At 73.6% G+C, this 24,722-nt stretch carries 23 protein-coding genes; 10 read left to right on the top strand and 13 right to left on the bottom strand.

Features of this window, described 5'->3' with window-relative positions:
• Positions 1 to 16: 16 nt before the first annotated feature.
• Together FHX39_RS05115 and FHX39_RS05110 are read right to left on the bottom strand one after the other, a co-directional pair.
• Positions 17 to 1,063, bottom strand: a complete 1,047-nt coding sequence (locus FHX39_RS05115; RefSeq protein WP_332836672.1) for a cation diffusion facilitator family transporter — start codon at positions 1,061 to 1,063, stop codon at positions 17 to 19.
• A 37-nt stretch (positions 1,064 to 1,100) separates the two neighbouring features.
• A complete protein-coding gene (locus tag FHX39_RS05110; protein WP_183337084.1) occupies positions 1,101 to 1,673 on the bottom strand; it encodes a TetR family transcriptional regulator in 573 nt (190 codons plus the stop codon).
• 129 nt (positions 1,674 to 1,802) lie between these two features.
• Here FHX39_RS05110 and FHX39_RS05105 point away from each other — a divergent pair, with 129 nt between their 5' ends.
• Positions 1,803 to 2,699, top strand: a complete 897-nt coding sequence (locus FHX39_RS05105; RefSeq protein WP_183337083.1) for an SDR family oxidoreductase — start codon at positions 1,803 to 1,805, stop codon at positions 2,697 to 2,699.
• A 124-nt stretch (positions 2,700 to 2,823) separates the two neighbouring features.
• Positions 2,824 to 3,399 (top strand): hypothetical protein, encoded by a 576-nt coding sequence (locus tag FHX39_RS05100; protein WP_183337082.1) that lies wholly within the window; start codon positions 2,824 to 2,826, stop codon positions 3,397 to 3,399.
• 21 nt (positions 3,400 to 3,420) lie between these two features.
• Here the strand turns inward: FHX39_RS05100 and hemW are convergent, their stop codons facing one another.
• Together hemW and FHX39_RS05090 are read right to left on the bottom strand one after the other, a co-directional pair.
• A complete protein-coding gene (gene hemW / locus FHX39_RS05095; RefSeq protein WP_183337081.1) occupies positions 3,421 to 4,641 on the bottom strand; it encodes a radical SAM family heme chaperone HemW in 1,221 nt (406 codons plus the stop codon).
• Positions 4,642 to 4,664: 23 nt separating this feature from the next.
• Positions 4,665 to 5,570 (bottom strand): NADP-dependent oxidoreductase, encoded by a 906-nt coding sequence (locus FHX39_RS05090; RefSeq protein ID WP_183337080.1) that lies wholly within the window; start codon positions 5,568 to 5,570, stop codon positions 4,665 to 4,667.
• 64 nt (positions 5,571 to 5,634) lie between these two features.
• Between FHX39_RS05090 and FHX39_RS05085 the strand changes: the two genes are divergently transcribed.
• The 3 genes from FHX39_RS05085 to FHX39_RS05075 are packed head-to-tail and all read left to right on the top strand — an operon-like array spanning position 5,635 to position 8,697.
• Positions 5,635 to 6,939, top strand: coding sequence for an ABC transporter substrate-binding protein (locus tag FHX39_RS05085; protein WP_183337079.1), 1,305 nt, complete (start codon positions 5,635 to 5,637; stop codon positions 6,937 to 6,939).
• 7 nt (positions 6,940 to 6,946) lie between these two features.
• The gene (locus FHX39_RS05080; protein WP_183337078.1) at positions 6,947 to 7,861 is read left to right on the top strand and encodes a carbohydrate ABC transporter permease; all 915 of its coding nucleotides are present in this window, start codon (positions 6,947 to 6,949) and stop codon (positions 7,859 to 7,861) included.
• Positions 7,858 to 8,697 (top strand): carbohydrate ABC transporter permease, encoded by an 840-nt coding sequence (locus tag FHX39_RS05075; protein ID WP_232530581.1) that lies wholly within the window; start codon positions 7,858 to 7,860, stop codon positions 8,695 to 8,697. The genes FHX39_RS05080 and FHX39_RS05075 overlap by 4 nt, the downstream gene beginning before the upstream one ends.
• On the opposite strand, the gene FHX39_RS05070 is transcribed toward FHX39_RS05075, so the two are convergent.
• Both FHX39_RS05070 and lepA read right to left on the bottom strand, forming a co-directional pair.
• A complete protein-coding gene (locus tag FHX39_RS05070; RefSeq protein ID WP_183337077.1) occupies positions 8,694 to 9,446 on the bottom strand; it encodes a DUF1345 domain-containing protein in 753 nt (250 codons plus the stop codon). The genes FHX39_RS05075 and FHX39_RS05070 overlap by 4 nt on opposite strands.
• On the bottom strand, positions 9,443 to 11,290 hold the full coding sequence (gene lepA / locus FHX39_RS05065) for a translation elongation factor 4 (RefSeq protein ID WP_183340941.1): 1,848 nt from the start codon (positions 11,288 to 11,290) through the stop codon (positions 9,443 to 9,445). The genes FHX39_RS05070 and lepA overlap by 4 nt, the downstream gene beginning before the upstream one ends.
• A 151-nt stretch (positions 11,291 to 11,441) precedes the next feature.
• On the opposite strand from lepA, the gene rpsT reads away from it, so the two are divergent.
• On the top strand, positions 11,442 to 11,705 hold the full coding sequence (gene rpsT / locus FHX39_RS05060; RefSeq protein ID WP_183337076.1) for a 30S ribosomal protein S20: 264 nt from the start codon (positions 11,442 to 11,444) through the stop codon (positions 11,703 to 11,705).
• A 100-nt stretch (positions 11,706 to 11,805) separates the two neighbouring features.
• Here rpsT and holA read toward each other — a convergent pair whose 3' ends face one another.
• Positions 11,806 to 12,792 (bottom strand): DNA polymerase III subunit delta, encoded by a 987-nt coding sequence (gene holA / locus FHX39_RS05055; protein WP_183337075.1) that lies wholly within the window; start codon positions 12,790 to 12,792, stop codon positions 11,806 to 11,808.
• A 121-nt stretch (positions 12,793 to 12,913) separates the two neighbouring features.
• Here holA and FHX39_RS05050 point away from each other — a divergent pair, with 121 nt between their 5' ends.
• Together FHX39_RS05050 and FHX39_RS05045 are read left to right on the top strand one after the other, a co-directional pair.
• Positions 12,914 to 13,579, top strand: a complete 666-nt coding sequence (locus FHX39_RS05050) for a hypothetical protein (RefSeq protein WP_183337074.1) — start codon at positions 12,914 to 12,916, stop codon at positions 13,577 to 13,579.
• The gene (locus FHX39_RS05045) at positions 13,576 to 14,997 is read left to right on the top strand and encodes a hypothetical protein (RefSeq protein WP_183337073.1); all 1,422 of its coding nucleotides are present in this window, start codon (positions 13,576 to 13,578) and stop codon (positions 14,995 to 14,997) included. Before FHX39_RS05050 ends, FHX39_RS05045 begins: the two co-directional genes overlap by 4 nt.
• A gap of 5 nt (positions 14,998 to 15,002) precedes the next feature.
• On the opposite strand, the gene FHX39_RS05040 is transcribed toward FHX39_RS05045, so the two are convergent.
• Both FHX39_RS05040 and FHX39_RS20970 read right to left on the bottom strand, forming a co-directional pair.
• The gene (locus FHX39_RS05040; RefSeq protein WP_183337072.1) at positions 15,003 to 17,282 is read right to left on the bottom strand and encodes a ComEC/Rec2 family competence protein; all 2,280 of its coding nucleotides are present in this window, start codon (positions 17,280 to 17,282) and stop codon (positions 15,003 to 15,005) included.
• Positions 17,283 to 17,326: 44 nt separating this feature from the next.
• Positions 17,327 to 18,238 (bottom strand): helix-hairpin-helix domain-containing protein, encoded by a 912-nt coding sequence (locus FHX39_RS20970; RefSeq protein ID WP_332836671.1) that lies wholly within the window; start codon positions 18,236 to 18,238, stop codon positions 17,327 to 17,329.
• A gap of 160 nt (positions 18,239 to 18,398) precedes the next feature.
• On the opposite strand from FHX39_RS20970, the gene FHX39_RS05030 reads away from it, so the two are divergent.
• Both FHX39_RS05030 and FHX39_RS05025 read left to right on the top strand, forming a co-directional pair.
• The gene (locus FHX39_RS05030; protein ID WP_183337071.1) at positions 18,399 to 19,364 is read left to right on the top strand and encodes a GNAT family N-acetyltransferase; all 966 of its coding nucleotides are present in this window, start codon (positions 18,399 to 18,401) and stop codon (positions 19,362 to 19,364) included.
• Positions 19,361 to 20,386 carry an endonuclease/exonuclease/phosphatase family protein gene (locus tag FHX39_RS05025; RefSeq protein WP_183337070.1) on the top strand — a complete coding sequence of 342 codons (1,026 nt, stop codon included), beginning with the start codon at positions 19,361 to 19,363 and terminating at the stop codon, positions 20,384 to 20,386. The genes FHX39_RS05030 and FHX39_RS05025 overlap by 4 nt, the downstream gene beginning before the upstream one ends.
• Positions 20,387 to 20,420: 34 nt before the next feature.
• Here the strand turns inward: FHX39_RS05025 and FHX39_RS05020 are convergent, their stop codons facing one another.
• The 4 genes from FHX39_RS05020 to FHX39_RS05005 all read right to left on the bottom strand — a co-directional run bounded on the left by FHX39_RS05020 (position 20,421) and on the right by FHX39_RS05005 (position 24,718).
• Positions 20,421 to 20,579, bottom strand: a complete 159-nt coding sequence (locus FHX39_RS05020) for a hypothetical protein (protein WP_183337069.1) — start codon at positions 20,577 to 20,579, stop codon at positions 20,421 to 20,423.
• Positions 20,579 to 21,202, bottom strand: coding sequence for a matrixin family metalloprotease (locus FHX39_RS05015; protein ID WP_183337068.1), 624 nt, complete (start codon positions 21,200 to 21,202; stop codon positions 20,579 to 20,581). The genes FHX39_RS05020 and FHX39_RS05015 overlap by 1 nt, the downstream gene beginning before the upstream one ends.
• A gap of 261 nt (positions 21,203 to 21,463) precedes the next feature.
• Entirely contained in the window at positions 21,464 to 23,980 is a 2,517-nt protein-coding gene (gene leuS / locus FHX39_RS05010; protein WP_183337067.1) for a leucine--tRNA ligase, read from the bottom strand.
• Positions 23,981 to 24,136: 156 nt separating this feature from the next.
• Positions 24,137 to 24,718 carry a hypothetical protein gene (locus tag FHX39_RS05005; protein WP_183337066.1) on the bottom strand — a complete coding sequence of 194 codons (582 nt, stop codon included), beginning with the start codon at positions 24,716 to 24,718 and terminating at the stop codon, positions 24,137 to 24,139.
• Positions 24,719 to 24,722: the final 4 nt, after the last annotated feature.

Below are 24,722 nucleotides of genomic sequence, written 5' to 3'. Positions count from 1 at the left end.
GTTCACGCCCCTCGGCTCAGGCGAGGATCGACTCTTCCTCGGGCGTGCTGAGGGTGATGACGGCCTCCTCGATCACGTCCTGCTGCTCCAGCTCGCGCTCGACCTCGCGGAGGAGGTAGGCGACCTTCGTCTCGCTCGCCTCGCCGACGACGTCGATGGCGGCGACGCAGTAGTAGCGCGCCGGACCGACGAACTCCAGGTGCAGGTAGGTCACGCGATCGACCTCGGGCTGGGCGAGCAGGAAGCCGAGGACCAGCGCCCGGGCGTCGGCCGGGATCGCCTCGCCGATGAGGAACCGCCGGTTGCGGTTGATCAGGATCACCGCCACCACGCCGAGCAGCACGCCGACACCGATCGAGCCGAGCGCGTCGGGGACCGGCGAGCCGGTGACCTGGTGCAGGACGATGCCCGTCCCCGCGATGAGGATGCCCAGCAGCGCCGCCGAGTCCTCGAAGAAGACGGCGCGCAAGGTGGTGTTGGAGGTGTTGAGGACGAAGCCGAACGTCGTCCGCCCGTACGCCTTGGCGTCCTTGCGCGACTGACGGAAGGCCTGGGCGAAGCTCGTCCCCTCGAGCAGGAACGAGATGCCGAGCACGATGTATGCCACCAGGAAGTCCGAACCCGGCTCGGGGTCGCGCAGCTCGCTGATGCCGTGGCTGATCGAGACCACCGCGCCGGCGGTGAAGAGCCCGAAGGCCGCGAACATCGACCAGACGAAGGCCTCGCGCCCGTAGCCCAGCGGGTGCCGCTCGTCGCGGGTGCGATCCGAGCGCTTCTGCGCGATCAGCAGGAAGATCTCGTTGCCGGTGTCGGCCCAGGAGTGCGCCGCCTCGGCCAGCATCGAGGCGGAGCCGGTGAGGTAGGCCGCGATCGACTTCGCGACCGCGATGACGAGGTTCGCCGCGAAGGCCAGGATGACGGTGAAGAGGCTCTCGCCGCCGCCCTTGCCGTCCTCGTCCGGCCGGGACGAGGCCGGGGTCAGCGCGACGAGGTCGTCGGTGCTCCCCGTGGCGAGCGAGACGTCCGGCCGAGGGCCGTCGGGGACAGGCTCGGCAGAGGGCACGGGGACGACCGTAACCCCCCCAGGCGCAGACGTCCGGTCAGCCCGCGGCGAGCACGAGGGCCCGGAGATCGGCCAGCGTGTCCGCCTGCACGGCGGCCAGGGAACGTTCCTCGCCCTCGGCCATCCACCGTCGGTAGGAGACGGTGAAGACGGTGGTCCCGGTCTCCGCGGCGAGGACCGCGTGGGCCTCGTCCACGCCCCGCTCCTGCAGCGCACGGGCCATGGCGTCGGCGAGCGTCGCCATCTTCAGCAGCTCGCGCTCCTGCAGGCCCGGGTTGGCGGAGATGACCGCGTAGCGCACCCGGGAGTGCTGACGACGCTCGTCCGGGAAGTACGCGGACGCCGCCTCCAGGGCGGACGCGACCACGTCGAGCGCCGACGCCCCCGCGGGGGCCGCGGCCACGCCGTCGAGGAAGACCTGCTCGAAGTGCTCCTGCCCGGCGAACAGCACCTCGCGCTTGTCGGCGAAGTAGCGGAAGAACGTGCGCTCCGTCAGCCCCACCGACTGCGCGATGTCCGCGGTCGTCGTCTGCTCGAAGCCGCGCTCGGCGTAGAGGTTCAGCGCGGCCGCCTGCAGCCGCCCCTCCGCACCGGGCTCCCATCGGACCATGGCGCCAGTCTAGTGATGTCAGCGACTGATGACAGCCACTGAAATCGGGCGTACGCTGACAGCAGTGACCGACATCAGTCACTGACATCAGCAGGTCAGGTCGAAGGACCGACCTCGAAGGAGAACACCATGCACGTCTTCGTCACCGGCGCGTCCGGCTGGATCGGTTCCGCCACCGTCGACGAGCTGCTCGGCGCCGGCCACCGGGTCACCGGCCTCGTCCGTTCCGACGCCGCCGCGACGGCGCTCGAGGCCAAGGGGGCGACCGCGCTGCGCGGCGACCTCGACGACCTCGACGCCCTCCGCAGGGGCGCCGACGGCGCCGAGGCGACCATCCACCTCGCGAACAAGCACGACTGGTCGAACCCGGCCGAGTCGAACCGGGCCGAGCGGGCCGCGGTGCAGACCCTCGGCGACGTCCTCGTCGGGTCGGACCGCCCGTTCCTCCTCGCCTCCGGCGTGGCCGGCCTGGCCGCCGGCCGTCCGTCCACCGAGCAGGACCGGTCGCCGTTCAGCGGCCCGGACTCCATGCGCGGCGGCGCGGAGAACCTGGCGATGGACTTCGTCGAGCAGGGTGTGCGCTCGATCAGCCTCCGGTTCTCCCCGACGACCCACGGGACCGGCGACCACGGCTTCATCGCCCTGATCGTCGCGGCGGCCCGGGCCACCGGCGTCTCCGGCTACGTCGGCGACGGAATGAACGGCTGGGCCGCGGTGCACGTGTCCGACGCCGCCCGCATGATCCGGCTCGGGCTCGAGCTCGCTCCCGCCGGCAGCCTGCTGCACGCCGTCGGTGAGCCCGGCGTGCCCACCCGCACGATCGCCGAGGCCATCGGTCGCGGGCTCGGTCTCCCGGCGACCTCGGTCGCCCCGGAGGACGCGGTCGGGCACTTCGGCTTCATCGGCAACTTCTTCGCGATGGACATGTCCTCGTCGAGCACCCTCACCCAGGAGCTGCTGGGCTGGACCCCCACGGGTCCGACCCTGCTGGAGGACCTCGAGAGCGGCTCGTACTTCCGCGCCTGAGCCCGACGGGTCCGCGGCGTCATCGAGGCGCCGCGGGCCGCCGGCCCGCCGGGCACAGCGACACCCAGGGTCCTGACAGGTCCGTCCGAGCCGTCGCTCAGATACGGCCCGGATGCTTCGGCCCATGAAGAACCTGTCCACGAAGGCCAAGCGCACCGTCCTCGGTGCCTCCATGGGTGTCGTCGCCGTCGGCGCCGCCGCCGGGATCGCCGGCTTCGCCAGCGCCGCCCCCACCCCCACCCCTGCCGCCCCCAGCTCCGGCGCGTCCGCCCCCGCTCAGCCCGGCCCCGGCGGTCACGGCGGCCGCGGCCACGGCCAGAAGGACGGAGGCCAGCTGGCGACCGAGCTCGCCACCAAGCTCGGTCTCGACCAGGCCAAGGTCGCGACGGCGGTCCAGGAGGTGCGGGAGGCGAACCGGCCCACGACCAGGCCCACCCCGGGCACCGCGCCCACCCCGCGGGACCCGGCGGCCGACGACGCCGCGCTGGCGAAGGCGCTCGCGCCGAAGCTCGGCGTCGACGAGGCCAAGGTCAAGACCGCCCTCGACGAGATCCGCGCCGCGCGCGAGGCGGACCGGACCAAGGCGCTGGACGACCGGCTCGCCGCCGCGGTCAAGGCCGGCACGCTGACCCAGGCCGAGGCCGACGCCGTCAAGAAGGCGGCCGAGAAGGGCGTGATCGGTTTCGGCGGACCCCGCTGACGGCCACCCTGTTCGGGCGGCTCAGTCGAGCAGGTCGCGGACCACGCCGTCGGCGAGCAGGCGGCCGGCGCGGGTGAGCACGATCCGGTCGCCGGACGCGTCGGTGATCAGCGCGCGCCGGGCGAGGTCGGGAAGACGGCGGCGCTCGGTGGCCGTGAGGACGTCCACGCTCATGCCCTCGGCGAGCCGGACCTCGAGCAGCACGCGCTCGACCCGGCGCTGCTCGGCGTCCAGCCGCTCGCGACCGGCCGCCGGCGAGCGACCGGCGGCGAGGCGGGCGGCGTACGGGGCCGGGTGCTTGACGTTCCACCAGCGCAGGCCGGCGACGTGGCTGTGGGCGCCGGGACCGATCCCCCACCAGTCGTCGCCGCGCCAGTAGCCGAGGTTGTGGCGGCAGCGGGCGGCGTCGTCGCGGGCCCAGTTGCTGACCTCGTACGCGGCCAGCCGGGCGGCCGAGAACGCGTCGTCCGCCGCGACGTAGGCGTCGGCGAGCCCGTCGTCGTCCGGCATCGGCAGCTCGCCGCGCCGGACCCGGGCGGCCAGGCGGGTGCCCTCCTCGACGATCAGGGCGTACGCGCTGACGTGGTCGGGCCCGGCGGCCAGCGCCGCCTCGACGCTGGTCGCCCAGTCCGTCGACGACTCCCCCGGCGTGCCGTAGATGAGGTCGAGGCTGACGTGGTCGAAGCCCGCGGCCCACGCGTCCGCGACGGCCTGCTGCGCCCGGCCCGGCGTGTGCACCCGGTCCAGCGTGGCCAGCACGTGGGGCACCGCCGACTGCATGCCGAAGGAGACGCGGGTGAACCCGGCCTCGCGCAGCGTGGCCAGCCCGGCCGCGTCGATCGAGTCCGGGTTGGACTCGGTCGTCACCTCCGCGTCGGCGGCCAGGCCGAAGCGCGCGTCGACGGCGGCGAGGAAGCGCGCCAGGTCGGCCGGGGGCAGGAGCGTCGGCGTGCCCCCGCCGACGAAGACGGTCTGCACCGGGGGCGTGTCCGGGCCCAGCGACGCGACGGCGAGGTCGAGCTCGGTGATCGCGCGGTCGACGTAGCCGAGCCGGCTCGCGCCCGGGTCGGGCCCGAGCTCGGTCGCCGTGTACGTGTTGAAGTCGCAGTAGCCGCAGCGCGTCGTGCAGAACGGCACGTGCAGGTAGATCCCGAACGGACGCCGACCGACCTCGGCCACGACCTCGTCGGGGAGCCGGCCGTCCTCGGGGGCGGGGTCGCCCTCGGGCAGCGCGGAAGGCACCGGGAGAGGCTAGTCGCGCCGCGTCAGGGCAGCAGGACGAGCTTGCCGCGCACGTGACCGGACAGGCTGGTGGCGTACGCCTCCGCCGCCCGGTCGAGCGGGAACGTCTGGACCTTGATCACGATCTTGTTCTCCCGCAGCAGGTCGACCCCCTCCGCCAGGGCCTCGACCGGGTGCTGCTCGGCCGGGTTGCCGCCGGTCACGAGCCCGCCCTCGGCGGCCAGGTCGAAGTTGGCGATCGAGATGACCTTGTCGTGGCTCGGGGCGAGCGCGAAGAGATCGGCGGCCGGCGTCTTGCCCGCCACGTCCACGACCACGTCGACCCCGCCGGGAGCGGCGGCACGGACGCGCTCGACCAGGCCGTCCCCGTAGAGCACGGGGATCGCCCGGATCTCGGTCAGGTAGCCCTGGTTGTCGGCCCCGGCCGAGGCGACGACGGTGAGGCCCCGGGCCACGGCCAGCTGGACGAGGACCGCGCCCACCCCACCGGCGCCGCCAGCCACGAACAGGATCTGCCCGGGCTGCGCGCCGACGAGCCGCAGGACGCGCTCGCTCGTCTCCAGCGCGCTCGGCGCCGCGGCGGCGACGCTCCAGTCGAGCGAGGCCGGCTTCGGCGCCCAGGCCGTCAGCACGGCGAGCTCGGCTTGCGTCCCCGTCCCGAGCCCGAAGACGTCGTCGCCGACGGCCACACCGGCCACGCCGTCGCCGACCTCGTCGACCACGCCGGCCGCGTCGAAGCCGGGGACGGTCGCCTGCGTGGGGGCCTCGCTGCCCGGCATGAAGCCGCCGATGATCTTCCAGTCGATCGGGTTGACCCCGGCCGCCGCGACCTTGACCCGGATCCGGCCCGGTCCGGCGTGCGGCTCGGGCACCGCCGCCACGTGCAGGACCTCGGGGCCGCCGTTCTCGGTGTAGGTCAGGGCGCGCATCTGGAGTCTCCTCGGGTCGGTGTCGCCCGCGGTGGCGGCAACCCAAGTAACTAGAGTCCCGGACATGGGTATTCCCTCGTCGCTGCCCCGTCGCCGCTTCCTGTCCGGGGTGGGCGCCTCCGCGCTCGCCGTCGGCCTCGCCGGCTGCGGCGGCAACACCGGCCGTCCCCCGGCCGGCGCCTCCTCGAGCGGATCCGCCGGGGCGTCCGGCGGCCCGAAGCCGGCGCTGTCGCAGTGGTACCACGAGTACGGCGAGGACGGCGTCGAGGCGGCGGTGAAGCGCTACGCGGCCGCGTACGACCAGGCGAGCGTGACGGTGCGCTGGAACCCGGGCGACTACGACAAGCTCGCCTCGGCCTCGCTGCTCACGGCGGACGTGCCGGACGTCTTCGAGTACGGCAACGGACCGACTCTGGACATGATTCGGGCGGGCCAGGTCGTCGACCTCACCGACACCCTCGGCGACGCGGCGAGCCAGTTCTCCAAGCCCGTGCTCGACGCGATGACCTGGGAGGGCAAGGTCTACGCGATCCCCCAGACCGTCGACATGCAGCTGCTCTTCTACCGCAAGTCCGTGCTGGAGAAGGCGGGCGTCGCCCCGCCCACGACCCTGGCGGAGCTGACGGCGGCGGCCAAGGCCGTCGCGACCAAGGACATGGGCGGCTTCTTCGCCGGCAACGACGGCGGCGTCTCGACCCTGGCGCAGATGCTCGTGTGGTCGGCCGGGAGGGAGCAGCTCAACGCCGACTCCACCGGCATCGGCTTCGACGACGCGGACGGGTACGCCGCCTTCGCCGCCTACCGCGACCTCGCCACGTCCGGTGGTCTCGTCCGCAGCGCCTCGGCCGACTGGTTCGACGCGGCGCCGCTGACCAACGGCGAGACCGCCATGCAGTGGACCGGGCTCTGGACGTTGCCCGACGTGCAGGACAAGCTCGGCGACGACTTCGGCGTCCTGCCCTTCCCCGCAGTCGGGGCCGCCGGTCGGCCGAGCGTGCCCTTCGGCTCGTACGGGTCGATCGTCGCCGCCAAGGGCAAGGACCCGGAGGCGGCGAAGGCCTTCGTGCGCTGGCTCTGGGTCGACCAGGAGGCCGACCAGGTCGACTTCTCCAACTCCTACGGCGTCCACATCCCGGCCAAGCCCTCGCTCGTGCCGCAGGCGACCAAGATCGCCACGGGCCCGGGTGCCGAGGCGGCGAAGTTCGTCGACGAGCTCGGCCACGCCCCGAGCAAGCTGTGGACGCCGGCGACCTCCAACGCGCTCACCGCCGCCCTGACCCGGGTCCTGACCAAGAACGCCGACCCGCGCACGGAGATCGGCCAGGTCGCGGCCACCGCCAAGACCGAGATCGCCCGCGCCCGGGGGTGAGTCCCGCGTGAGCATCGCGGCACCCGCGCGGGCGCGCTCGGACCGCCTCTGGTTCTGGGTCTTCTGCGGCCCCTTCGTCCTCGGGCTGCTCGTCTTCGTCTACGTGCCGGTCGCGTGGAGCGTCTACCTGTCGTTCTTCGACGCCCGCAACACGGTGACGCCGACGCGCTTCGTCGGGCTGGGCAACTACGCCTACCTGCTGACGAACCGCGCGTTCCTGGTCAGCATGGGCACGTTCGTCGTCTTCGCCGTCCTCATCGTGCCGACGACGTTCGCGCTCTCGCTCGGCCTCGCGCTGCTCGTGGCCCGGGCCCGGTTCGCGCAGGCGTTCTTCCGGTCCGCCTTCTTCCTGCCCACGGCCTGCTCGTACGTCGTCGCCGCCCTCGTCTGGCGGCTTTCGATCTTCAACGGCGCCCGGTTCGGCCTGATCAACTCCGCGCTGCGGGCCCTGGGCCAGGACCCGGTGGCCTGGCTCAGCGGCGAGCACTACCTCTACTGGGTGGTGCTCGTGTCGCTGCGGCTGTGGCTGCAGGCCGGCTTCTACATGGTGCTGTTCCTCGCCGGGCTGCAGCGCATCCCGACCGACACGTACGAGGCCGCCGCGCTCGACGGCGCCACCGGCTGGCGGGTCGTCCGCTGGATCACGCTGCCGCAGCTCCGGGCGACGTCGGTCGCGGTGCTCCTGCTGCTGACCATCGGCGCGTTCCAGGCCTTCGACGAGTTCTACAACACCCTGATCTCGGTCGGCAGCTACCCGCCGTACGCGCGCCCGCCGCTGGTCTACCTCTACCTCGTCTCGCTCGGGCAGGGCACGCAGGACCTCGGGGTCGGCAGCGCCGGCACGGTCATCCTGACCCTCGTCGTCGCTGCCCTCGGGGTCGGGCAGCTGCGGCTGCTCCGCGAGCGGCGGGAGGCCGCATGATGATCGGCGGACGCGTCCGGCGGGGACCGGAGGTGGCGCGGCACGGGCTGCTCGCCCTGCTCGCGCTGGTCTTCCTGCTGCCGTTCTACGTCGTGGTGCGCAACGCGCTCGCCTCGCCCGCCGAGCTGGTCTCGGCGTCCTGGGTCTGGTGGCCGGCGAACCCGTCGCTGGAGAACCTGCGCCGCCTCTTCGCCGACGAGAACGTGCAGTTCGCCCGGAGCCTGCTCAACTCCGCCGTGGTCTCGGTCCTGCAGACCGTCCTCACCGTCGTGATCTCGGCCATGGCGGGCTACGGGCTCGCGCGCGTCCCCTCGCGGGCCAGCCGACTCGTGCTCGGGATGACCGTGCTGACGCTGATGGTGCCGACGACGGTGACCTTCGTGCCGACGTTCGTCATGGTGTCCAGCCTCGGCTGGATCTCCAGCCTGCGCGGGCTGGTCGTGCCGGTGCTCTTCTCGGCGTTCGCGACGTTCCTGTTCCGGCAGTTCTTCTCCGGCTTCCCCGTCGAGCTCGAGGAGGCGGCGTCGATCGACGGCGCGGGGCGCTGGCGCACCTTCACCCGCATCGTGCTGCCCAACGCGTGGGGCATCTGCGCCGCGGTCGGGACCATCACGTTCCTCAACGCCTGGAACTCGTTCCTCTGGCCGCTCCTCATCGGGCAGGACCCGGCCTACCGGACCGTCCAGGTGGCGCTGAGCGCGTACACGGCGTCGCAACGGGTGGACACCGCCCAGGTCTTCATGGGCTCGGCCGTCGCGATCCTGCCGGTCTTGATCGTCTTCCTCGTGCTGCAGCGCCAGCTCGTGCAGGGCGTGGAACGTTCCGGGATCGATTAGGAGACGAGCCCGACGACCAGGTTGATCACCGTCGCCGTGATCGCGGTGGCGAAGAAGTACGACAGCAGGCAGTGGCCCAGCACCAACCGCCGGATCGTCGGGCTCTTCACCGAGGTGTCGGACACCTGGAACGTCATGCCGAGGTTGAACGCGAAGTAGGTGAAGTCGCCGTACATCGGCCAGTAGCCGTCGACGTTGAAGTCGATGCCGCCGGCCACGGTGACGGTCCGGTCGGTGCCCGGCTCGGTGAGCACCAGGGGTGGGACGTCCGGCTCGGGCGGACCGTAGAAGATCCGGGCGTAGTGCGGGGCGTAGAGCGTGTGCAGCAGGAACCACGACAGCAGCACGCTGCCGACCGCGAGCCCGGCGTCGAGGTCGCGCCCCTCGCCCTGGTCCAGCACCAGGACCGCGACGACGGCGCCGAGGTTGCCGACGATGACCATCGTGATGCCGACCTGGCGGACGAGCCAGCTCGGGTCCTCCCGGCCGGCGTGCGCGTACGTGCCCTGGCCGTGAAACCGGCGCACCGAGAAGTAGGTCCAGACGACGTACGCGGCGGCGATGGTCATCAGCCCGCCGATGATCCCGTAGCGCAGCGCGGTGGCCAGCGACAGCACGACGCAGACGACGAGGCCCGCGCCGACCGACACGAGGAAGCGCAGCGTCCCCGAGCTGGACGGACGGGCCAGCAGCGCCTCCACCCGCGCACGGCGGGCCGCGACCTCGGCGCTGTCCGCCGCCGACGTCACTTCTTGGCCGGCTCCGTGGTGGAGAGCGCGGCGACGAACGCCTCCTGGGGGACCTCGACGCGGCCGACCATCTTCATCCGCTTCTTGCCCTCCTTCTGCTTCTCCAGCAGCTTGCGCTTGCGGGTGATGTCACCGCCGTAGCACTTCGCCAGGACGTCCTTGCGGATCGCGCTGATCGTCTCCCGGGCGATGACCCGGGCGCCGATCGCGGCCTGGATCGGCACCTCGAACTGCTGGCGCGGGATGAGCTCCTTGAGCTTGCCCGCCATCATCAGCCCGTACGCGTACGCCTTGTCCTTGTGCACGATGGCGGAGAAGGCGTCGACCGGCTCGCCCTGCAGCAGCACGTCGACCTTGACCAGGTCGGACTCCTGCTCGCCGCTCGGCTCGTAGTCCAGGCTCGCGTAGCCCTTGGTGCGCGACTTGAGGGCGTCGAAGAAGTCGAAGATGATCTCGGCGAGCGGCAGGGTGTAGCGGATCTCGACCCGGTCGGCGGAGAGGTACTCCATGCCGTGCTGGACGCCGCGGCGGGCCTGGCACAGCTCCAGGATCGTGCCGATGTAGTCGACCGGGGTGAGGACCGCCGCCTTGACCACGGGCTCGTAGACCTCGGCGATCTTGCCGCCCGTCGGGTACTCCGACGGGTTGGTCACCGTGACCTCGGAGCCGTCCTCCATGACCACGCGGTAGACCACGCTGGGCGCGGTGGAGATGAGGTCGAGGTTGAACTCGCGCTCCAGCCGCTCGCGGACGATCTCCATGTGCAGCAGGCCCAGGAAGCCGATCCGGAAGCCGAAGCCGAGGGCGCCCGAGGTCTCCGGCTCGTAGACCAGCGCGGCGTCGTTGAGCTGCAGCTTGTCGAGGGCCTCGCGGAGCTCGGGGTAGTCGGCGCCGTCGATCGGGTAGAGCCCGGCGTAGACCATCGGGTTCGGGGTCTTGTAGCCGCCGAGGTCCTGGGTCGCCGGCCGCGCCAGCGTCGTGACCGTGTCGCCGACGCGGGACTGCCGGACGTCCTTGACCCCGGTGATCAGGTAGCCGACCTCGCCGACCCCCAACGACGGCGACTTGGCCGGGTCGGGCGAGATGACCCCGACCTCCAGCGCCTCGTGCGTGGAGCGGGTCGACATCATCTGCACCTGCTCGCGGTGCTTGAGCTCGCCGTCGACCACGCGGACGTAGGTGACCACGCCGCGGTAGGTGTCGTACACGGAGTCGAAGATCAATGCCCGGGCCGGGGCCGTCGGGTCGCCGACCGGGTGCGGGACCTGGGCGACGATCGCGTCGAGCAGGTCCTCGACGCCCATCCCGGTCTTGGCCGACACCCGCAGCACGTCGGAGGGGTCGCAGCCGATGATCCCGGCCAGCTCGGCGGCGTACTTGTCCGGCTGCGCGCTGGGCAGGTCGATCTTGTTGAGCACCGGGATGATGTGCAGGTCCGCCTCGAGGGCGAGGTAGAGGTTCGCCAGCGTCTGCGCCTCGATGCCCTGCGCGGCGTCGACGAGCAGCACGGCCCCCTCGCACGCGGCGAGCGAGCGGGACACCTCGTACGTGAAGTCGACGTGGCCCGGGGTGTCGATCATGTTCAGGATGTACGTCGGGTCGTCGGCCGAGCTCCCCGAGAGGCGCCACGGCAGCCTGACCGCCTGGGACTTGATGGTGATGCCGCGCTCGCGCTCGATGTCCATGCGGTCGAGGTACTGCGCGCGGGCGGAGCGCGCGTCGACCACACCGGTCAGGCCGAGCATCCGGTCCGCCAGCGTCGACTTGCCGTGGTCGATGTGGGCGATGATGCAGAAGTTCCGGATGAGCGCAGGATCGGTGCGGCCGGGAGACGGGGCAGGGATCACAACGGACAACTATTCCACGCGTCCCGAAGACTCCCGACCGTTCGAGTTGGGCGGCCGTGCCGGGCGCTGGTAGTCTGAGCGATCGTGCCTGGGAACGGGCGCGTCATCTCGTCTCACTCACGCCAGCCTCGCAAGGATCAATTACCCCGTGGCCAACATCAAGTCTCAGATCAAGCGCATCAAGACGAACGAGAAGGCTCGTCAGCGCAACAAGGCCGTCAAGTCGGCGCTGCGCACCCAGGTGCGCAAGTTCCGCGACGCCGCCGAGTCCGGTGACGCCGAGAAGGCGACGATCGCCGCTCGCGCCGCCAACCGTGCGCTCGACAAGGCCGCCTCGCGGGGCGTCATCCACGCCAACCAGGCGGCGAACCGCAAGTCGGCCATCGCCAGCAAGGCCGCCAGCCTCGGCTGAGCACCACCCCCAGCACGTCCTCGACGTCCCGGTCACCTCGCGGTGACCGGGACGTCGTGCTGTCGGGACCCCGTGCTGTCGGAACTGCGCCCGACGACGACTAGGTGCGGCGCGCCGCTGCGACGGCCAGGACGGCACGCTCCAGGGAATACGCCGCGTCCTCGGCCGCGCCCTTGACGTCCGCGTCCGCGGTGGCGACGGCCCGCAGCGCGGTGGCGAGGCCGCGCGCGTCCCAGCCACGCGCCTGGGACCGCATCGACTTGAGCTTCCACGGCGGGACCCCCACCTCGCGGGCGAGGTCGACGTCGCGCTGCCCCGGGTCCGCGCCGACGAGCTTGCCGAGGCCCCGGACGCCGGAGGCCAGCGCGCTCGTCACCAGCACCGGCGCGACCCCGGTCGTGAGCGCCCAGCGCAGCTGCTCCATCGCCGCACCCGTACGCCCGGAGAGCACGGCGTCGGCGACCGCGAAGCTCGTCACGTCGGCCCGGCCGCCGAAGTAGCGCCGGACGTCCTCGGTCTCCACGTGGCCCTCGGTGTCGGAGACCAGCTGCGCGGCGCCGGCGGCGAGGGCGCGGAGGTCGTTGCCGACCGCGTCCACGAGCGCCTGGGCCGCGCCCGCCTCGACCGTCCCGCCGGCCTGGCGGACCTCGGCCGCGACGAACTGCGGCAGCTCCCACGTCTTGACCGGCGGGCAGTCGACGACCGTGACGTCGAGCGCCTTGAGCTTGTCGAGGACGCCCTTGCCCTTCTGTCCACCGCCGTGCACGAGCACCAGCGCGACGTCCGGCAGCCGCGCCGCCACCACCTCGAGCAGGTCGGGAGCGACCTCGGGCGACAGGTTGGCGAGGTCGGTGACGACGACCGCCTTGCGCGTGGCGAAGAGCGACGAGCCGCTCAGCTCGGTGAGCCGGCCGCCGTCGAGCAGCACCGCCTCGGTGCGGCTGACCTCGACCTCCGCCGACTCCTTGCGCGCCTGGGCGAGGAGCCCGGCGACGGCCCGGTCGGCGAGCAGCCCCTCCGGACCGCTCACCAGCGTCGTCCGCCCGAAGGGGGACGGAGTGCTCCGTCCCCGGGTCGCTGCAGCCACGGCGTCAGCATGCCAGGCCCCGCCGACACGTCTCCCGGCTCGGCGCGGGCTCGGCGGCGACCACCGGTGCCGGTGCCAGACTGACCCCGAGGTCGGGGCCCGTCCCGGCGAGGGGGTCGTCGTGGTCGCGCCGCTGGTCGAGGCCCTGCTGCTCCGCGCGGTCCGGCGCCGACCGGCCGGGACGCGCGCGCCCGAGCACCGGCCCACCCGCCTCGTCAGCCGGCCCCACCCGGTCGAGAGCGTCGCCTACGTGGCCGACCGGACCACCGCGCTGGTCCGCCGACCCGAGGGCGAGCTCGAGGTCCTGCCCGCCGGCAGCCTGGTCCTGCCCGCCCTGCTCGGGCTGGGCGCACCGACGTACGTGGTCGTGACGCACGAGCCCGTCGAGGTCTGGCTGCGCGTCGGGCCCTTCGACACCCACGACGACCGCGTCGTGCAGCAGGTCGAGCTGCGGCTGACGGTGGCGCTCGGGGACTCGGCGTCGGGCCTGCGCGAGCTCGCCGACGAGTCCGGGAGCGCCGGGTCGGACGGGCTCGAGGGGCTGGGCGACGCGATCCTGGACCGCCTGGCCCGCGAGGTCTCGGCGCGGACCACCGAAGCCGTACGCCGGCGCACGCTGCACGAGCTGGTCGACTCCAGCCTCGGCGTCCTGCTCGACGGGGCGCTGCCGGAGACGTTCCTGGGCGGCCTGGTCGAGCGGTCGGGCCTGGAGGTCGTCGACGTCGACTGGCCGACCGAGGGCCGCGGCTGGGTCGTGCCGGCGCCGCCGGCCACCGTGTCGCGATGACCCTCGTCCACGGCTACGTCAGCCGGCACGAGACCGAGCCCGAGCTCGGCTCGCCCTGGCCCGGCCGCGAGCTCGCCGTGCAGCGTCGGACCGTACGGACCGCCGCCACCCTCCCCCTCGCCGTGCTCCTGGCCGTGCAGTGGCTGTTCCTGGTCGCGGGCGGGCTGCCCGAGACCTCCGCCCTGCCGGCGCGGACCTGGTGGCTGGCCCAGCTGGGCGCGCTGTCGCTCTTCCGCCACCCGGTCAACGTGGGCCTGCTGCTGCTCTGCAGCGCCGGCCTCACGGTGCTGGTGCGCCGGGGCCAGCGGATCGGACGGGCCTGGCTGGCGGCGCCGGCCGCCGTCGGGACGCTGATGGCCCTCCTCGTCCTCGTGGAGCAGGCCGTGGCCGGCCTCAGCACTGGCGCGCTGTCCGTCATCGTCGTGCTGGTCTGGCTCGGCACGACGTGGTGGGCCGTCGGCCACGCTGTCCTGGCCGGCCTCGCGCCCCGGCCGCCGGTGACGACGCGGACGGGCGCCCTCCTCGTCGCCGCCTGGATCGTGCTCCTGCCGGGCCCGCTCGCGCTGGGCCGCTGGCTGCTGGCCTTCGACCTGCGCGCCGAGGCCGCCCTCCTGGCCGGCAACTCCGTCGCCCTCCGGTTCTCGGCGCTGCTCACGGGCGCCTCGGTGCGGCTCTACCTCTTCGGCGCCCTCCTGGTCCTCGTCACCTGGCTGGGCTACCAGTGCTGGCCGCGCTCGGGCGGGCGACGTTCCTGGTGGTGGTACGCGGCGCTCGCGGTCGGCTTCGTCGCCCTGCTCGAGCTCTGGTGGACGGCGCAGACCGTGGCCGGCCAGCGGGTGACCGAGCTCCGCTACGGCGACCCCGTCGCCGACCTGCACTTCACCTGCGCCACGTGGGTCTACCCGCCGACGCCCGAGCAGCCGGCCGACACCCCGACCCAGACCGTCGCCGTCAGCGGGTCGGGCTGCTCGACCGTGACGACGTACGTCGGCTACCGCCAGCTGGGCACGACGGACGCCGACGTCACGGTCTCCCCCGTCGCCCTGCGGGGGCCCGCCGTCGGCGCCTCTTCCGACGCGGAGTCGGACGGTCCGTTGCTCACCCGGCGGGTCGGCCCCGCCGGTGAACCGCGCCCGCTCGTCGGCGCCCGGTACGGCGACGTCGTCGTCCTCGCCGGCTCGAACCGCCTCGACCGCACGGCGGACCAGCTGGTCGCGGTCTCGGTTCACGGCGGACCCGCGCTGTGGCGCTTCGTGTGCGGGGACAAGCGCGAGGTGCGCGCCCGGTTCGCGGGCGGGCAGCGCGACCCGGCCTCGACGGCGACGGTTCCGGGGGATCCGGGTGACGCCGTCGTGCTGACGTGCGGCGGTCGACGTCTGCGGTTCGACCCGGTCACGGGGCTGACCGCTCCTCGCTGACCTCCTCAGCGCTCGGTCGCGACGGTCAGCCGGCCGCCGCGCTCCTCGACGGCCACACCGCCGTGCTCGTTCGTCGCGAGGACCTGCATGCCTAGGGCGCGGAGCCGGGCGACCGTGCTCGGCGCCGGGTGGCCGTAGTCGTTGTCGACCCCGGCGCTCGCGATCGCCAGCCGCGCGTGCGTCGCGGCCAGGAACGTCTGGTCCTGCCGCGCCGACCCGTGGTGCGGCACCTTCAGGACGTCGGCCCGCAGGTCGGCGCCGGCCGCGACGATCGCCTCCTGCCCCGGCGGCTCCACGTCGCCGCTCAGCAGCACCCGCATACCGTCGACGGTCATCATCACGACCAGGCTGGCGTCGTTCTGACGGCCAGACTCGTCCTCGGCCGCCACCTCGGCGGCCGGTCCCGTCCGTGGGCCGAGGACCTGCCAGGCGATCCCGCCGACCGTGCCCGAGGCACCCACGGCCGGCGTGAGCACGGGGACGCCGTGCGCAGCGGCCGCGGCCCGGACCTCGGCCACGCCGCCGGCGGGTGACGCCAGCGGGCACACCCAGACCTGACCGACCGGACGTACGCCGATGACGCCGTCCAGCCCGCCCACGTGGTCGTCGTGGAAGTGGGTGAGCACCAGCAGAACCACCCGGCGTACGCCGAGCTCGGCCAGGCAGCGGCGCATCGGGGCCGGGTCCGGGCCGGTGTCCACCACGACCGCGTCGTGACGGCCCGCCCGGAGCACCAGCCCGTCGCCCTGGCCGACGTCGCAGGCGACCAGCACCCAGTCGGACGGTGGCCAGCCCGGTCGGCGGGGCGAGCCGACCAGCGCGAGGACCATCACGAGGGCGACGACGAGGCACAGCCAGCGACGGGTCAGGACGGCCGGCACGAGGAACGCGGTCGCCAGGGACGCCGCCCCCAGCCACGCCACGGCGAACGGCGTGGCCGGCCAGTCCCGCGAGGAGCCAGGCAGCGCCGCGCCCGCGTGCGCGACCCAGAGGATCGGCTGCGCCGACCACGCCGCACCGAAGCCGAGGACGGCCGCCAGGTGGGCGCTGAGCAGCGAGGCCGCCGCCGCGGCGAAGCCGAGGACCGTGGCCGGCCCCACGAATGGCCCAGCAACGGCGTTGGTCAGCAGCCCGGAGACGCTGACCCGTCCGGAGATCGCCGCCACGACCGGCAGCGTGGCCAGGTGGGCGGCAAGCGGAACGGCGACGGACTCGGCCACGACCCGGGGCAGCCAACGGCGCAGCAGCCGGGTCCACGAGCGCGCCCACCACACGATCCCTCCGCTGGCCAGCACGGACAGCACGAACCCGACGGACCGCGCAAGGTACGGGTCCAGCAGCAGCAGCGCGGTGGCGGCCACCGCGAGGTGCCGCATCCCCGCCTGCCGACCCCCGGACCCGAGCGCGGCCAGGGCGACCAGCCCCATCGCGGCGGCTCGGAGCACGCTCGGCTCGGTCCGGCACAGCGCGACGAACACGACGACCGTGCCGAGACCGACGACGCGGAGCGCCCACCCCCGTACGCCGATCCAGCGGGCAAGGACGAGGCAGAAGGCGAGCAGCAGCGTCAGGTTCGCGCCGGACACCGCGGTGAGGTGGGAGAGGCCCGTCGTCCGGAAGTCGTCGACCACCGCCGGGGTCAGGGCCGAGGTGTCGCCCAGCACCAGCGCCGGCACGAGGGCCCGCGGCTCGGGCCGCCGGTGCGCGACGGAGGCGCGCAGGCCTGCCCGGACCCGTTCCACGAGCCGCAGCGACGCCGGTGGCGGGCGGACCAGGACGCCCCCCGACCGCACCCGCACCACGGCAGCGAACGCGTCACCCGCCTCCGCGCTCTCCAGCCGACCGCCGACGCGGAGCCGTGAGCCGACGGGCCAGTGGCTCCAGGCGGGGACGGCTCCCCCGGTCACGACGAGGAGCACCGGGGTGCGGGTGCGCCAGGCCTGGCCGCGTCCCTCGACCTGCACAGCGACCGCGTCGAGGCTCGCGTAAGGAGGACGTACGCCCTCCGCCGGATGGACCCGGGCGTCGCCGCGGACCTCGACCACGAGGTCGGCCACGGCCCGCTCCCGGGCAAGGGTCGCGACCGGACCGGTCGCCAGCGCCTCCGCCCGGACGGCCCCCGAGGCCCCGACGGCCAGGAGCACGCAGGCGACCGCCGTGAGCACCGCGGAACGTCGCCGCCACGCGAACATCGCCACCCCGACCGCGACGAGCACGACCGCACCCCACACCGGCCCGGAGCCTGCCGTCCCGAGCCACGCGCCCGCCCACGCCGCGAGCGTCACCGGAACCATCCGCAGGTCGCGCGGCGCCCGGACCCGCGCCCCCGTCACACGCGGACGTGCGGGGCGAGGCGGGCGTACGTCTTGGGCCCGATGCCGTCGACCTCCTGCAGCTCGTCGGCCCGGCTGAAGCGGCCGTGCTGCTGGCGCCAGTCGAGGATCTTCTGCGCCGTGACCGGCCCGACCCCGGGCAGGCTGTCCAGCTGGTCGACGGTCGCCGCGTTGAGGTCGACCACCGCACCCCCGGCCCCGGACGCCGACCCGTCGGAGCCACTCGAACTGCCCGAGCTCGAGCCGCCGCCGCTCGACGACGACCGGACCTCGCCTGCGGGGTGCTTGCGGGTGCCGACGACGACCTGCACGCCGTCGGTCAGCGGCTGCGCCAGGTTGAGCTCGTCCGGGTCGGCGTCGTCGCGCAGCCCACCGGCCGCCTTGATCGCGTCCGCCACGCGCGCCCCGGCCGGCAGCCGCACCAGGCCCGGTCGGCGTACGGCGCCGAGGACGTGCACGACCGGCCCGGCGGGCGAGGGCTCGGCGCTCGGCGTGGCCGCGCCCGGCGTCGTCCCCGCGGGCGCAGCCGACGCCTCGGGAACGTTCGCGGTCTGGACCGCCGTCGGGGCGGCCACCGCCTCCGGCCGGGTGCGCACCCACGACCAGCCGCCCCAGACCAGGCCGACGAGCAGCACCGCGACCACGACTCCCAGGTGCCAGCGCGTGAACCGGCGCGGGGGCTCCAGGTCCTCGACCCCGACCTCCACCCCGACCTCGTCCGCGGCTGCCGGGCCCGACCCGCCGCGGTCGACGTCGGTCAGGTCGAGCAGGTCGGGCTCCTCCACCGGCCGCGCGGCCCGCCGCGGCCGGACGCCCAGGCCGGCCGCGCCGTCGCCCAGGACCCGCGCGAGGCGTTCGCGCGCCAGGGCGGCGAGCTCGGGGTCGGGCGGTGCGTGTCGTCGGGCCACACCGGAGTTGTACGGAGACCGGGGAGGACGTGCCGGTCCGGCCGTGGCCTGTGGACGGCGCTTCCCGTCCCGGGCACGAGGTGTGGACGAGCGGCACCCCGGCGCCCGTCCACGACGTAGAGTCCCGTCGAACATCAGGTGGCAAGGGAGAGTCGGACCGGTGACGGATGGGTCGAGGCGCGTCTGGCGCGCGGCGCCCGGGACGCTCGCGGCGGTCGTGGTCTTCACCGTCCTGGCCGCCGGCGCCGTCGCCGGGCTGGCCTACCTCGTCTACCGCCGTCAGGGCACGCCCTGGATCCCGGGCGCGCTCGCGCTGCTGGCGGTCCTCGCGCTGCTCTACGCGTGGCGCTTCGGCCTCCACCCGCGCCTCGTCGCCGACGACGACGGGGTGCACGTGCGCAACCCGTTCTCCTCGCGGTCGTTCCCGTGGAGCGAGATCACGCTCGTGGCCCCCGGCGAGAACGGGCTGGTCATCGGCACCGACGACGAGGTCGCCGAGGCCTGGTGCGTCCAGAAGTCCAACGCCGCGATCGCCCAGGGACGCTTCACCCGGGCCGACGCCGTCGCCCACGACCTCATCGACGCCCTCGAGCTGCGGGACCCCCCGCTCGAGGACCGCGAGACGGGGCTGCGCATCCGGCGTGCGCGGCCGGACGAGGCACGCCTGCTGACCCGCATCGAGCGGGCCGCGAGCGAGGAGCGCCTGGAGCACCTCTTCCTGCCCGAGGAGTTCCCCTACCCGGTCCGGGAGGTCACGACGCTGTGGCGCCAGCTCCTGCACGACCCGGCCGCCCGGGTCTTCGTGCTCGTGCACGCCGACGACGACGAGGCACTCGGGCTCGTCGCCTTCGCCGGCGCGGAGGTGCTGCACCTCGCGGTCGTGCCCCACCGCACCCGGCTCGGCTACGGCTCGGCACTCCTGGAGTTCGCCGTTCGTCAGATCCATGACGGCGGCGAGCCCGAGGGCGGCCTGTGGGTCCTGGAGGGCGACGCGGGCACGCGGGCCTTCTACCGCCGTCACGGCTGGACCGACACCGGGCAGCGGCGACCGAGCCGCTACCCGCCGCACCCCGAGGAGCTCCGCATGGTCAAGCAGGTCCGCAGCAGGCCCCGCCGGGCCGCGTGAACGTCCCGGCCCCTCCGACGACGTCCGCCCGTCCGGCCTGGGACAGCACCCCCGACCACCGACGCCGCCCGCCCGTGGCCGTCGTGGTCGCCGCCGTCCTGCTGGTGCCGTCCGTCGCGGCGACGCTGCTCCGGGTCCTCGCCCCCACCGACGACATCGGGGCGATGCTCGCCTCGTTCGTGCCGTACGGGCTCCTCACCTACGTCCTCGCCCTCGTGCTGCTGCTCGTCGGGCTCGCCCGCGCGCGACGCCGGGCGGCGCTCGGGGCGGTGACGGTGGTCGTGGCCGCGCTGACCGCGCTGCACGTCAGCTGGCTGGCGCCGTTCTTCGTGCCGGACCACCGCCCGGTCGTCGGACCCACCTTCACCGTCTACGCGCAGAACGTCTACCTCGGCCAGGCCGACACCGACCGGCTCGCCGAGGTCGCCGCGGAGGCGGACGTGGTCGTCCTCAGCGAGACGACGCGGGCGTTCCTGCGCCGCCTCCAGACCCCCGCGTGGGGCGAGCGCTTCCCGTACGCGGTCGGCGACCTCTCGGGCTCGCCGAGCGACACCACCGTCTTCTCCCGCTTCCCCCTGGAGGACGCGCAGGTGCTGGCGGGTTCGCTGTCGACCCAGTGGGTGATGACGCTGGAGGTGCCCGACCGGACCCCCGTGCGGCTGGTGGGCACCCACCCGTGCAACCCGTACTGCGGCGGCGGGGCCTTCGCCCGCGACCACGCCGTCCTCGAGCAGACGGTGCTGGCCAACCGGTCCCAGCCGCTCGTCGTGGCCGGGGACCTGAACGCCATCGACGACCACGCACCCCTGCAGCGGCTGCGGGCGGACGGCATGCGCAGCGCGGCCGACCTCGTCGGCGCCGGCTGGGTCCCGACCTACCCGTCGAACCGGGCGTTCCCCCCACTGCTGCCGATCGACCACGTCCTGGTGGACGACCAGCTCACCGCGACGTCGCTCCGCACGGTCCGGATGCCCGGCAGCGACCACCTCGGCCTGCTGTCGACCCTCGCGGGCACGCGCTGAGCCCCGCGTCCGAGCCGCGTCCGAGCCGCGGTGGTCAGCGGGCCTTCCGGGCCCCGGAGCAGCTGCACGCGCGGAAGCCGCGCCCGATCAGGTAGTCGCAGGTCACCGCGTGGCGGGTCGCCCGCCGGTCCATCGGGGACCGCGTCCCCAGCTGGAGCGGTGCGCGGTCGGCGAACGTCGTCGGGCCGCTCATCAGTAGCGCTCGTTCAGGGCGCGGAGGTCGCCGGCGTCGGGCTTGGTCCGCCCGTGGGCGTACGCGTCCATGATGCTGGCCTTGCGCTTCACGTGGGGCAGCCCGACGGCGTGCCCGAGCTCGTGCTCGGCGATGTTCAGCCGGTCGGCGGACGAGGCGTGCTTGGCCCAGCGGTCGTTCAGCGTCGTGGTGGCCGTGGTCAGCTTGTTGGTGCTCTTGGCGAAGGTCCACCTCGTGGTGCCGGCGAGCGTGCCGCCGCCGAGGTCGCCCGACGTCACGCTGATGCACTGCACCGCCGGCTGGGACGCCGAGGTGCGCACCGGGCAGGTCTTGACGAGGACGAGCCGCAGCGGGGAGCCCTGGCTCAGCCGCTCCGTCGCGGTCTTCACCGGCCAGCGGCTCGTGGCGTCGCTCTGCACGTAGACCGTGTCCTCGGTCCAGCCGAGCTGGGGGCCGACGTTCGCGGTGGACGAGGGCGCCGGGTTCGTGGCGGCCTGGGCCGGCGCACCCTGGCCGAGGAGCACGGCCACCAGGGCGAGCGCCAGCAGGGTGAAGGTCAGGCGGAGGGTGGGCTGCAGGCGGCTCGGTCGGGTGACGGCGAGGTGCGCGGGGGTGACGCTCATCGGGTTCTCCTGGGGTTCAGGGGGCCCGGTCAGGCCCTCCCCAGAAGATTGATCGCTCAACCATCACGCGACGTCAGCGTCGTCCTCACGCCAGGGCAACGTTGTCAGAGTTCGTCCGGGCGACGCTGGAGGAGAAATTCAGTTGATGATTCAATCCCTCAGGGTCGGCCCTGTTCCTGCGCAGGTCCAGAGCGAGCGCTGCCCGCCGCCCTGAGGTTCCAGGACGGCGGGCAGGCGGACGGGCGAGCGGGACGAGCGGCGCTACTTCCCCGGGACGATGCTGACGAGCTTGGGCGCCCGGACGATGACCTTGGCGACCTCACGCCCGGCCAGCGCCCGCAGCACCCCCTCGTCGGCCAGCGCGGCCGCGCGCAGCTCGTCCTCCGTGACGTCGGGCGCCACCTCGATGCGGCCGCGGACCTTGCCCTGCACCTGGAACACGCAGGTCACGGTCTCGGCGACCAGCAGCGACGGGTCGACCTGGGGCCAGGGGGCGTGGGCGACCGACGGCGCGTGGCCGAGCCGCTCCCACATCTCCTCGGCGACGTACGGCGCCACCAGGCTCAGCGCGACCGTGATCACCTCGGCGGCCTCGCGGACCGCGGGGTCGGCCGGCCCGGCGCCCGTGTCGACGGCGCGACGGCCGGCGTTGACCATCTCCATCACGCGCGCGACCGCCACGTTGAAGCGCTGGGACTCCAGCGCCGCCGTCACGTCGGCCAGGAGCCGGTGGGTCTCGCGCCGCAGCGCCCGGTCACCGGTCGCCGGGTCGGTCCCCGGCGCGCTCGTGACGTCGGTGGCGAAGCGGTACGCCCGCTGGAGGAACTTCAGCGACCCGGCCGGCGACACGTCGGCCCAGTCGATGTCCTCCTCGGGCGGGCCGGCGAAGACGACGGTCAGCCGGACCGCGTCCACCCCGAACGCGTCGATCTGCGCGCCCAGGTCGACGCCGTTGCCCAGCGACTTGCTCATGGCCCGGCCCTGGTTGATGACCTGGCCCTGGTTGAGCAGCCGCCGCATCGGCTCGACGAAGTCGACCAGGCCCATGTCGAACAGCACCTTGGTGAAGAAGCGCATGTAGAGCAGGTGCAGGATCGCGTGCTCCACGCCGCCGACGTACTGCGCGACGGGCATCCAGCGGCGGACGTCGTCGGGGTCGAACGGCCCGCCCTCGTAGCCGGGGCTGCAGTAGCGGAAGAAGTACCACGACGAGTCGACGAACGTGTCCATCGTGTCGGTGTCCCGCTTGGCCGGCTCGCCGCACTGCGGGCAGGCGACGTTCACCCAGTCCGTGGCGCTGGCCAGCGGCGAGGTGCCCTTCGGGGCCAGCGCGGCACCCGAGAGGTGCGGCAGCTCGACGGGCAGCTGGTCGTCGGGGACCGCGACCTCGCCACAGCCTGGGCAGTGAATGATCGGGATCGGCGCGCCCCAGTAGCGCTGCCGGCTCAGCAGCCAGTCGCGCAGGCGGAACGTCACCGCCGTCTCGCCCACGCCGTCGTCCTGCAGCTGCTCGACGATGCGCGCGATGCCGGCCGTCTTGTCCGTCAGCCCGTCCAGCGGGCCCGAGGACACGTACGCGCCGTCGCCCGACGTCGCGACGCCGGTCTCGGCCGGGTCGGGCTGACCCGTGTCGACGACCATCTGCACGCGCAGGCCGTGGGCGCGGGCGAAGTCGAGGTCGCGCTGGTCGTGCGCCGGGACGCCCATGACGGCACCCGTGCCGTACTCGGCCAGCACGTAGTCGGCGGCGTAGACGGGGATCTGCGCGCCGTCGACCGGGTTGGTCGCGTGCACCCCCAGGAACACGCCGGTCTTGGGCCGGTCGGTGGCCTGGCGCTCGATCTCGGTGATCCGCTTGGTCTGCTCGAGGTAGGCCTCGAAGGCCGCGCGGTGCTTGTCGGTGACGAGCTCGGCGGCCAGCGGCGCCTCGGGGGCGATCACGAAGAACGTGGCCCCGTACAGCGTGTCGGGCCTGGTCGTGAAGACCCGGACGGGCTCCGCGCGGTGCGAGCCGTCGCCCAGGGTGACCGCGAAGTCGACGTAGGCGCCCTCGGACCGGCCGATCCAGTTGCGCTGCATGGCCAGCACGCGGTCGGGCCAGCCGCCCTCCAGCTCGCCCATGTCGTCCAGCAGGCGCTGCGCGTACTCGGTGACGCGGAAGTACCACTGGGTCAGCTGGCGCTTGGTCACCGTCGTGCCGCAGCGCTCGCAGGTGCCCTGCACGACCTGCTCGTTGGCCAGCACCGTCTGGTCCTTGGGGCACCAGTTGACGAAGCTCGCCTTGCGGTAGGCCAGGCCCCGCTCGCGGAAGCGCAGGAAGAGCCACTGCGTCCAGCGGTAGTACTCGGGGTCGGAGGTGTGCAGCCGGCGCGACCAGTCCAGGCTCAGCCCGTAGCGGCGGAACGAGGTGGCCTGGGTGTCGATGTTGGCGTACGTCCACTCGGCCGGGTGCGTCCCGCGCTGGATCGCCGCGTTCTCCGCGGGCAGGCCGAAGGAGTCCCAGCCGATCGGGTGCAGGACGTCGAGGCCCTTGAGCCGCAGGTAGCGCGAGACGATGTCGCCCATGACGAACGCCTCGGCGTGGCCCATGTGCAGGTCGCCGGAGGGGTACGGGAACATGTCGAGCACGTACGCGCGCTCGCTCGAGTCGTCGTCGCGCGGGACGAAGGTGCCGTTGGTCTCCCAGTACTCCTGCCAGCGCAGCTGCGCGGCGGCGGCGTCGTAGCGGTCGGGAGCCTCGTCGGAGCTCGGGTCGGCGGCGGCCTCGACGGCGGTCATGGGTGTCTCCTCGTTCACTTCTCCGGGCATGAAAAAGCCCCCGTGCCGGCAGGCACCAGGGGCAGCCGCGCAGCGTGCTGCGCGGCTAGGTAAGCAGGAACGTCCCGGACACGTCGTCCACTCTAGTCGAGAACGCCCCTGAGCCCTTCGACCGGCTCAGGGAGCGTCAGGCCAGGTACGCAGCCGTCGCCAGGTCGCGACCAGCAGCCCGGCCAGCAGGGAACCGCTCGTGCCCAGGGTCAGGTCACCGAGCGTGTCGGGGTAGACGAAGGCGTACGTCGGCAGCGTCCGCAGGAACGCGGCGTACTCCCCCAGCTCCCAGACGACCGCGGCGGTCGCGCCGAAGCCGAGCCCGACCATGACGACCACGCCGCCGCCGGTCCGCCGGTCCGGGTGCCACGCGAGGAGGACTCCGGCGGTCAGGAGCAGCCAGTGGGCGAAGTGGCTGACGTCGTCCCACCACGTCACCGTGTCGAAGAGGTTCAGCCGGTTGCCGAGCAGGTCCGACAGCCACGGCAGCGTGACCAGCAGGTCCGCCGCCCACGGGAACGTCCGGCCCGCGCGCCGCCGCCCCCGCAACCACCACCAGATCGGGACGGCGAGCGCCCCGAGCGGGTAGACGACCAGGCGCAGGCCCGCGCCCTTGGCCTTGAGGTTGGACAGGTCCGGGTACGCCAGCGCCACGACCAGCAGGACGACGAGCGCCAGCTTGGCCAGCAGGTCGAGGACCGGCAGCACCCGG

This window comes from Microlunatus antarcticus (assembly GCF_014193425.1).
Classification (GTDB): domain Bacteria; phylum Actinomycetota; class Actinomycetes; order Propionibacteriales; family Propionibacteriaceae; genus Microlunatus; species Microlunatus antarcticus.
Note: the sequence above shows the minus strand (reverse complement) of the source record. Positions and strands in the feature narration are given on the sequence as shown.

Excerpts from the sequence above, each read along its gene's own strand:
- FHX39_RS05110 (WP_183337084.1), bottom strand. The coding sequence starts at position 1,673 with ATGGTCCGATGGGAGCCCGGTGCGGAGGGGCGGCTGCAGGCGGCCGCG.
- FHX39_RS05105 (WP_183337083.1), top strand. The coding sequence starts at position 1,803 with ATGCACGTCTTCGTCACCGGCGCGTCCGGCTGGATCGGTTCCGCCACC.
- FHX39_RS05100 (WP_183337082.1), top strand. The coding sequence starts at position 2,824 with ATGAAGAACCTGTCCACGAAGGCCAAGCGCACCGTCCTCGGTGCCTCC.
- FHX39_RS05090 (WP_183337080.1), bottom strand. The coding sequence starts at position 5,570 with ATGCGCGCCCTGACCTACACCGAGAACGGCGGCCCCGAGGTCCTGCAC.
- FHX39_RS05085 (WP_183337079.1), top strand. The coding sequence starts at position 5,635 with ATGGGTATTCCCTCGTCGCTGCCCCGTCGCCGCTTCCTGTCCGGGGTG.
- FHX39_RS05075 (WP_232530581.1), top strand. The coding sequence starts at position 7,858 with ATGATGATCGGCGGACGCGTCCGGCGGGGACCGGAGGTGGCGCGGCAC.
- FHX39_RS05045 (WP_183337073.1), top strand. The coding sequence starts at position 13,576 with ATGACCCTCGTCCACGGCTACGTCAGCCGGCACGAGACCGAGCCCGAG.
- FHX39_RS05020 (WP_183337069.1), bottom strand. The coding sequence starts at position 20,579 with ATGAGCGGCCCGACGACGTTCGCCGACCGCGCACCGCTCCAGCTGGGG.
- FHX39_RS05015 (WP_183337068.1), bottom strand. The coding sequence starts at position 21,202 with ATGAGCGTCACCCCCGCGCACCTCGCCGTCACCCGACCGAGCCGCCTG.
- leuS (WP_183337067.1), bottom strand. The coding sequence starts at position 23,980 with ATGACCGCCGTCGAGGCCGCCGCCGACCCGAGCTCCGACGAGGCTCCC.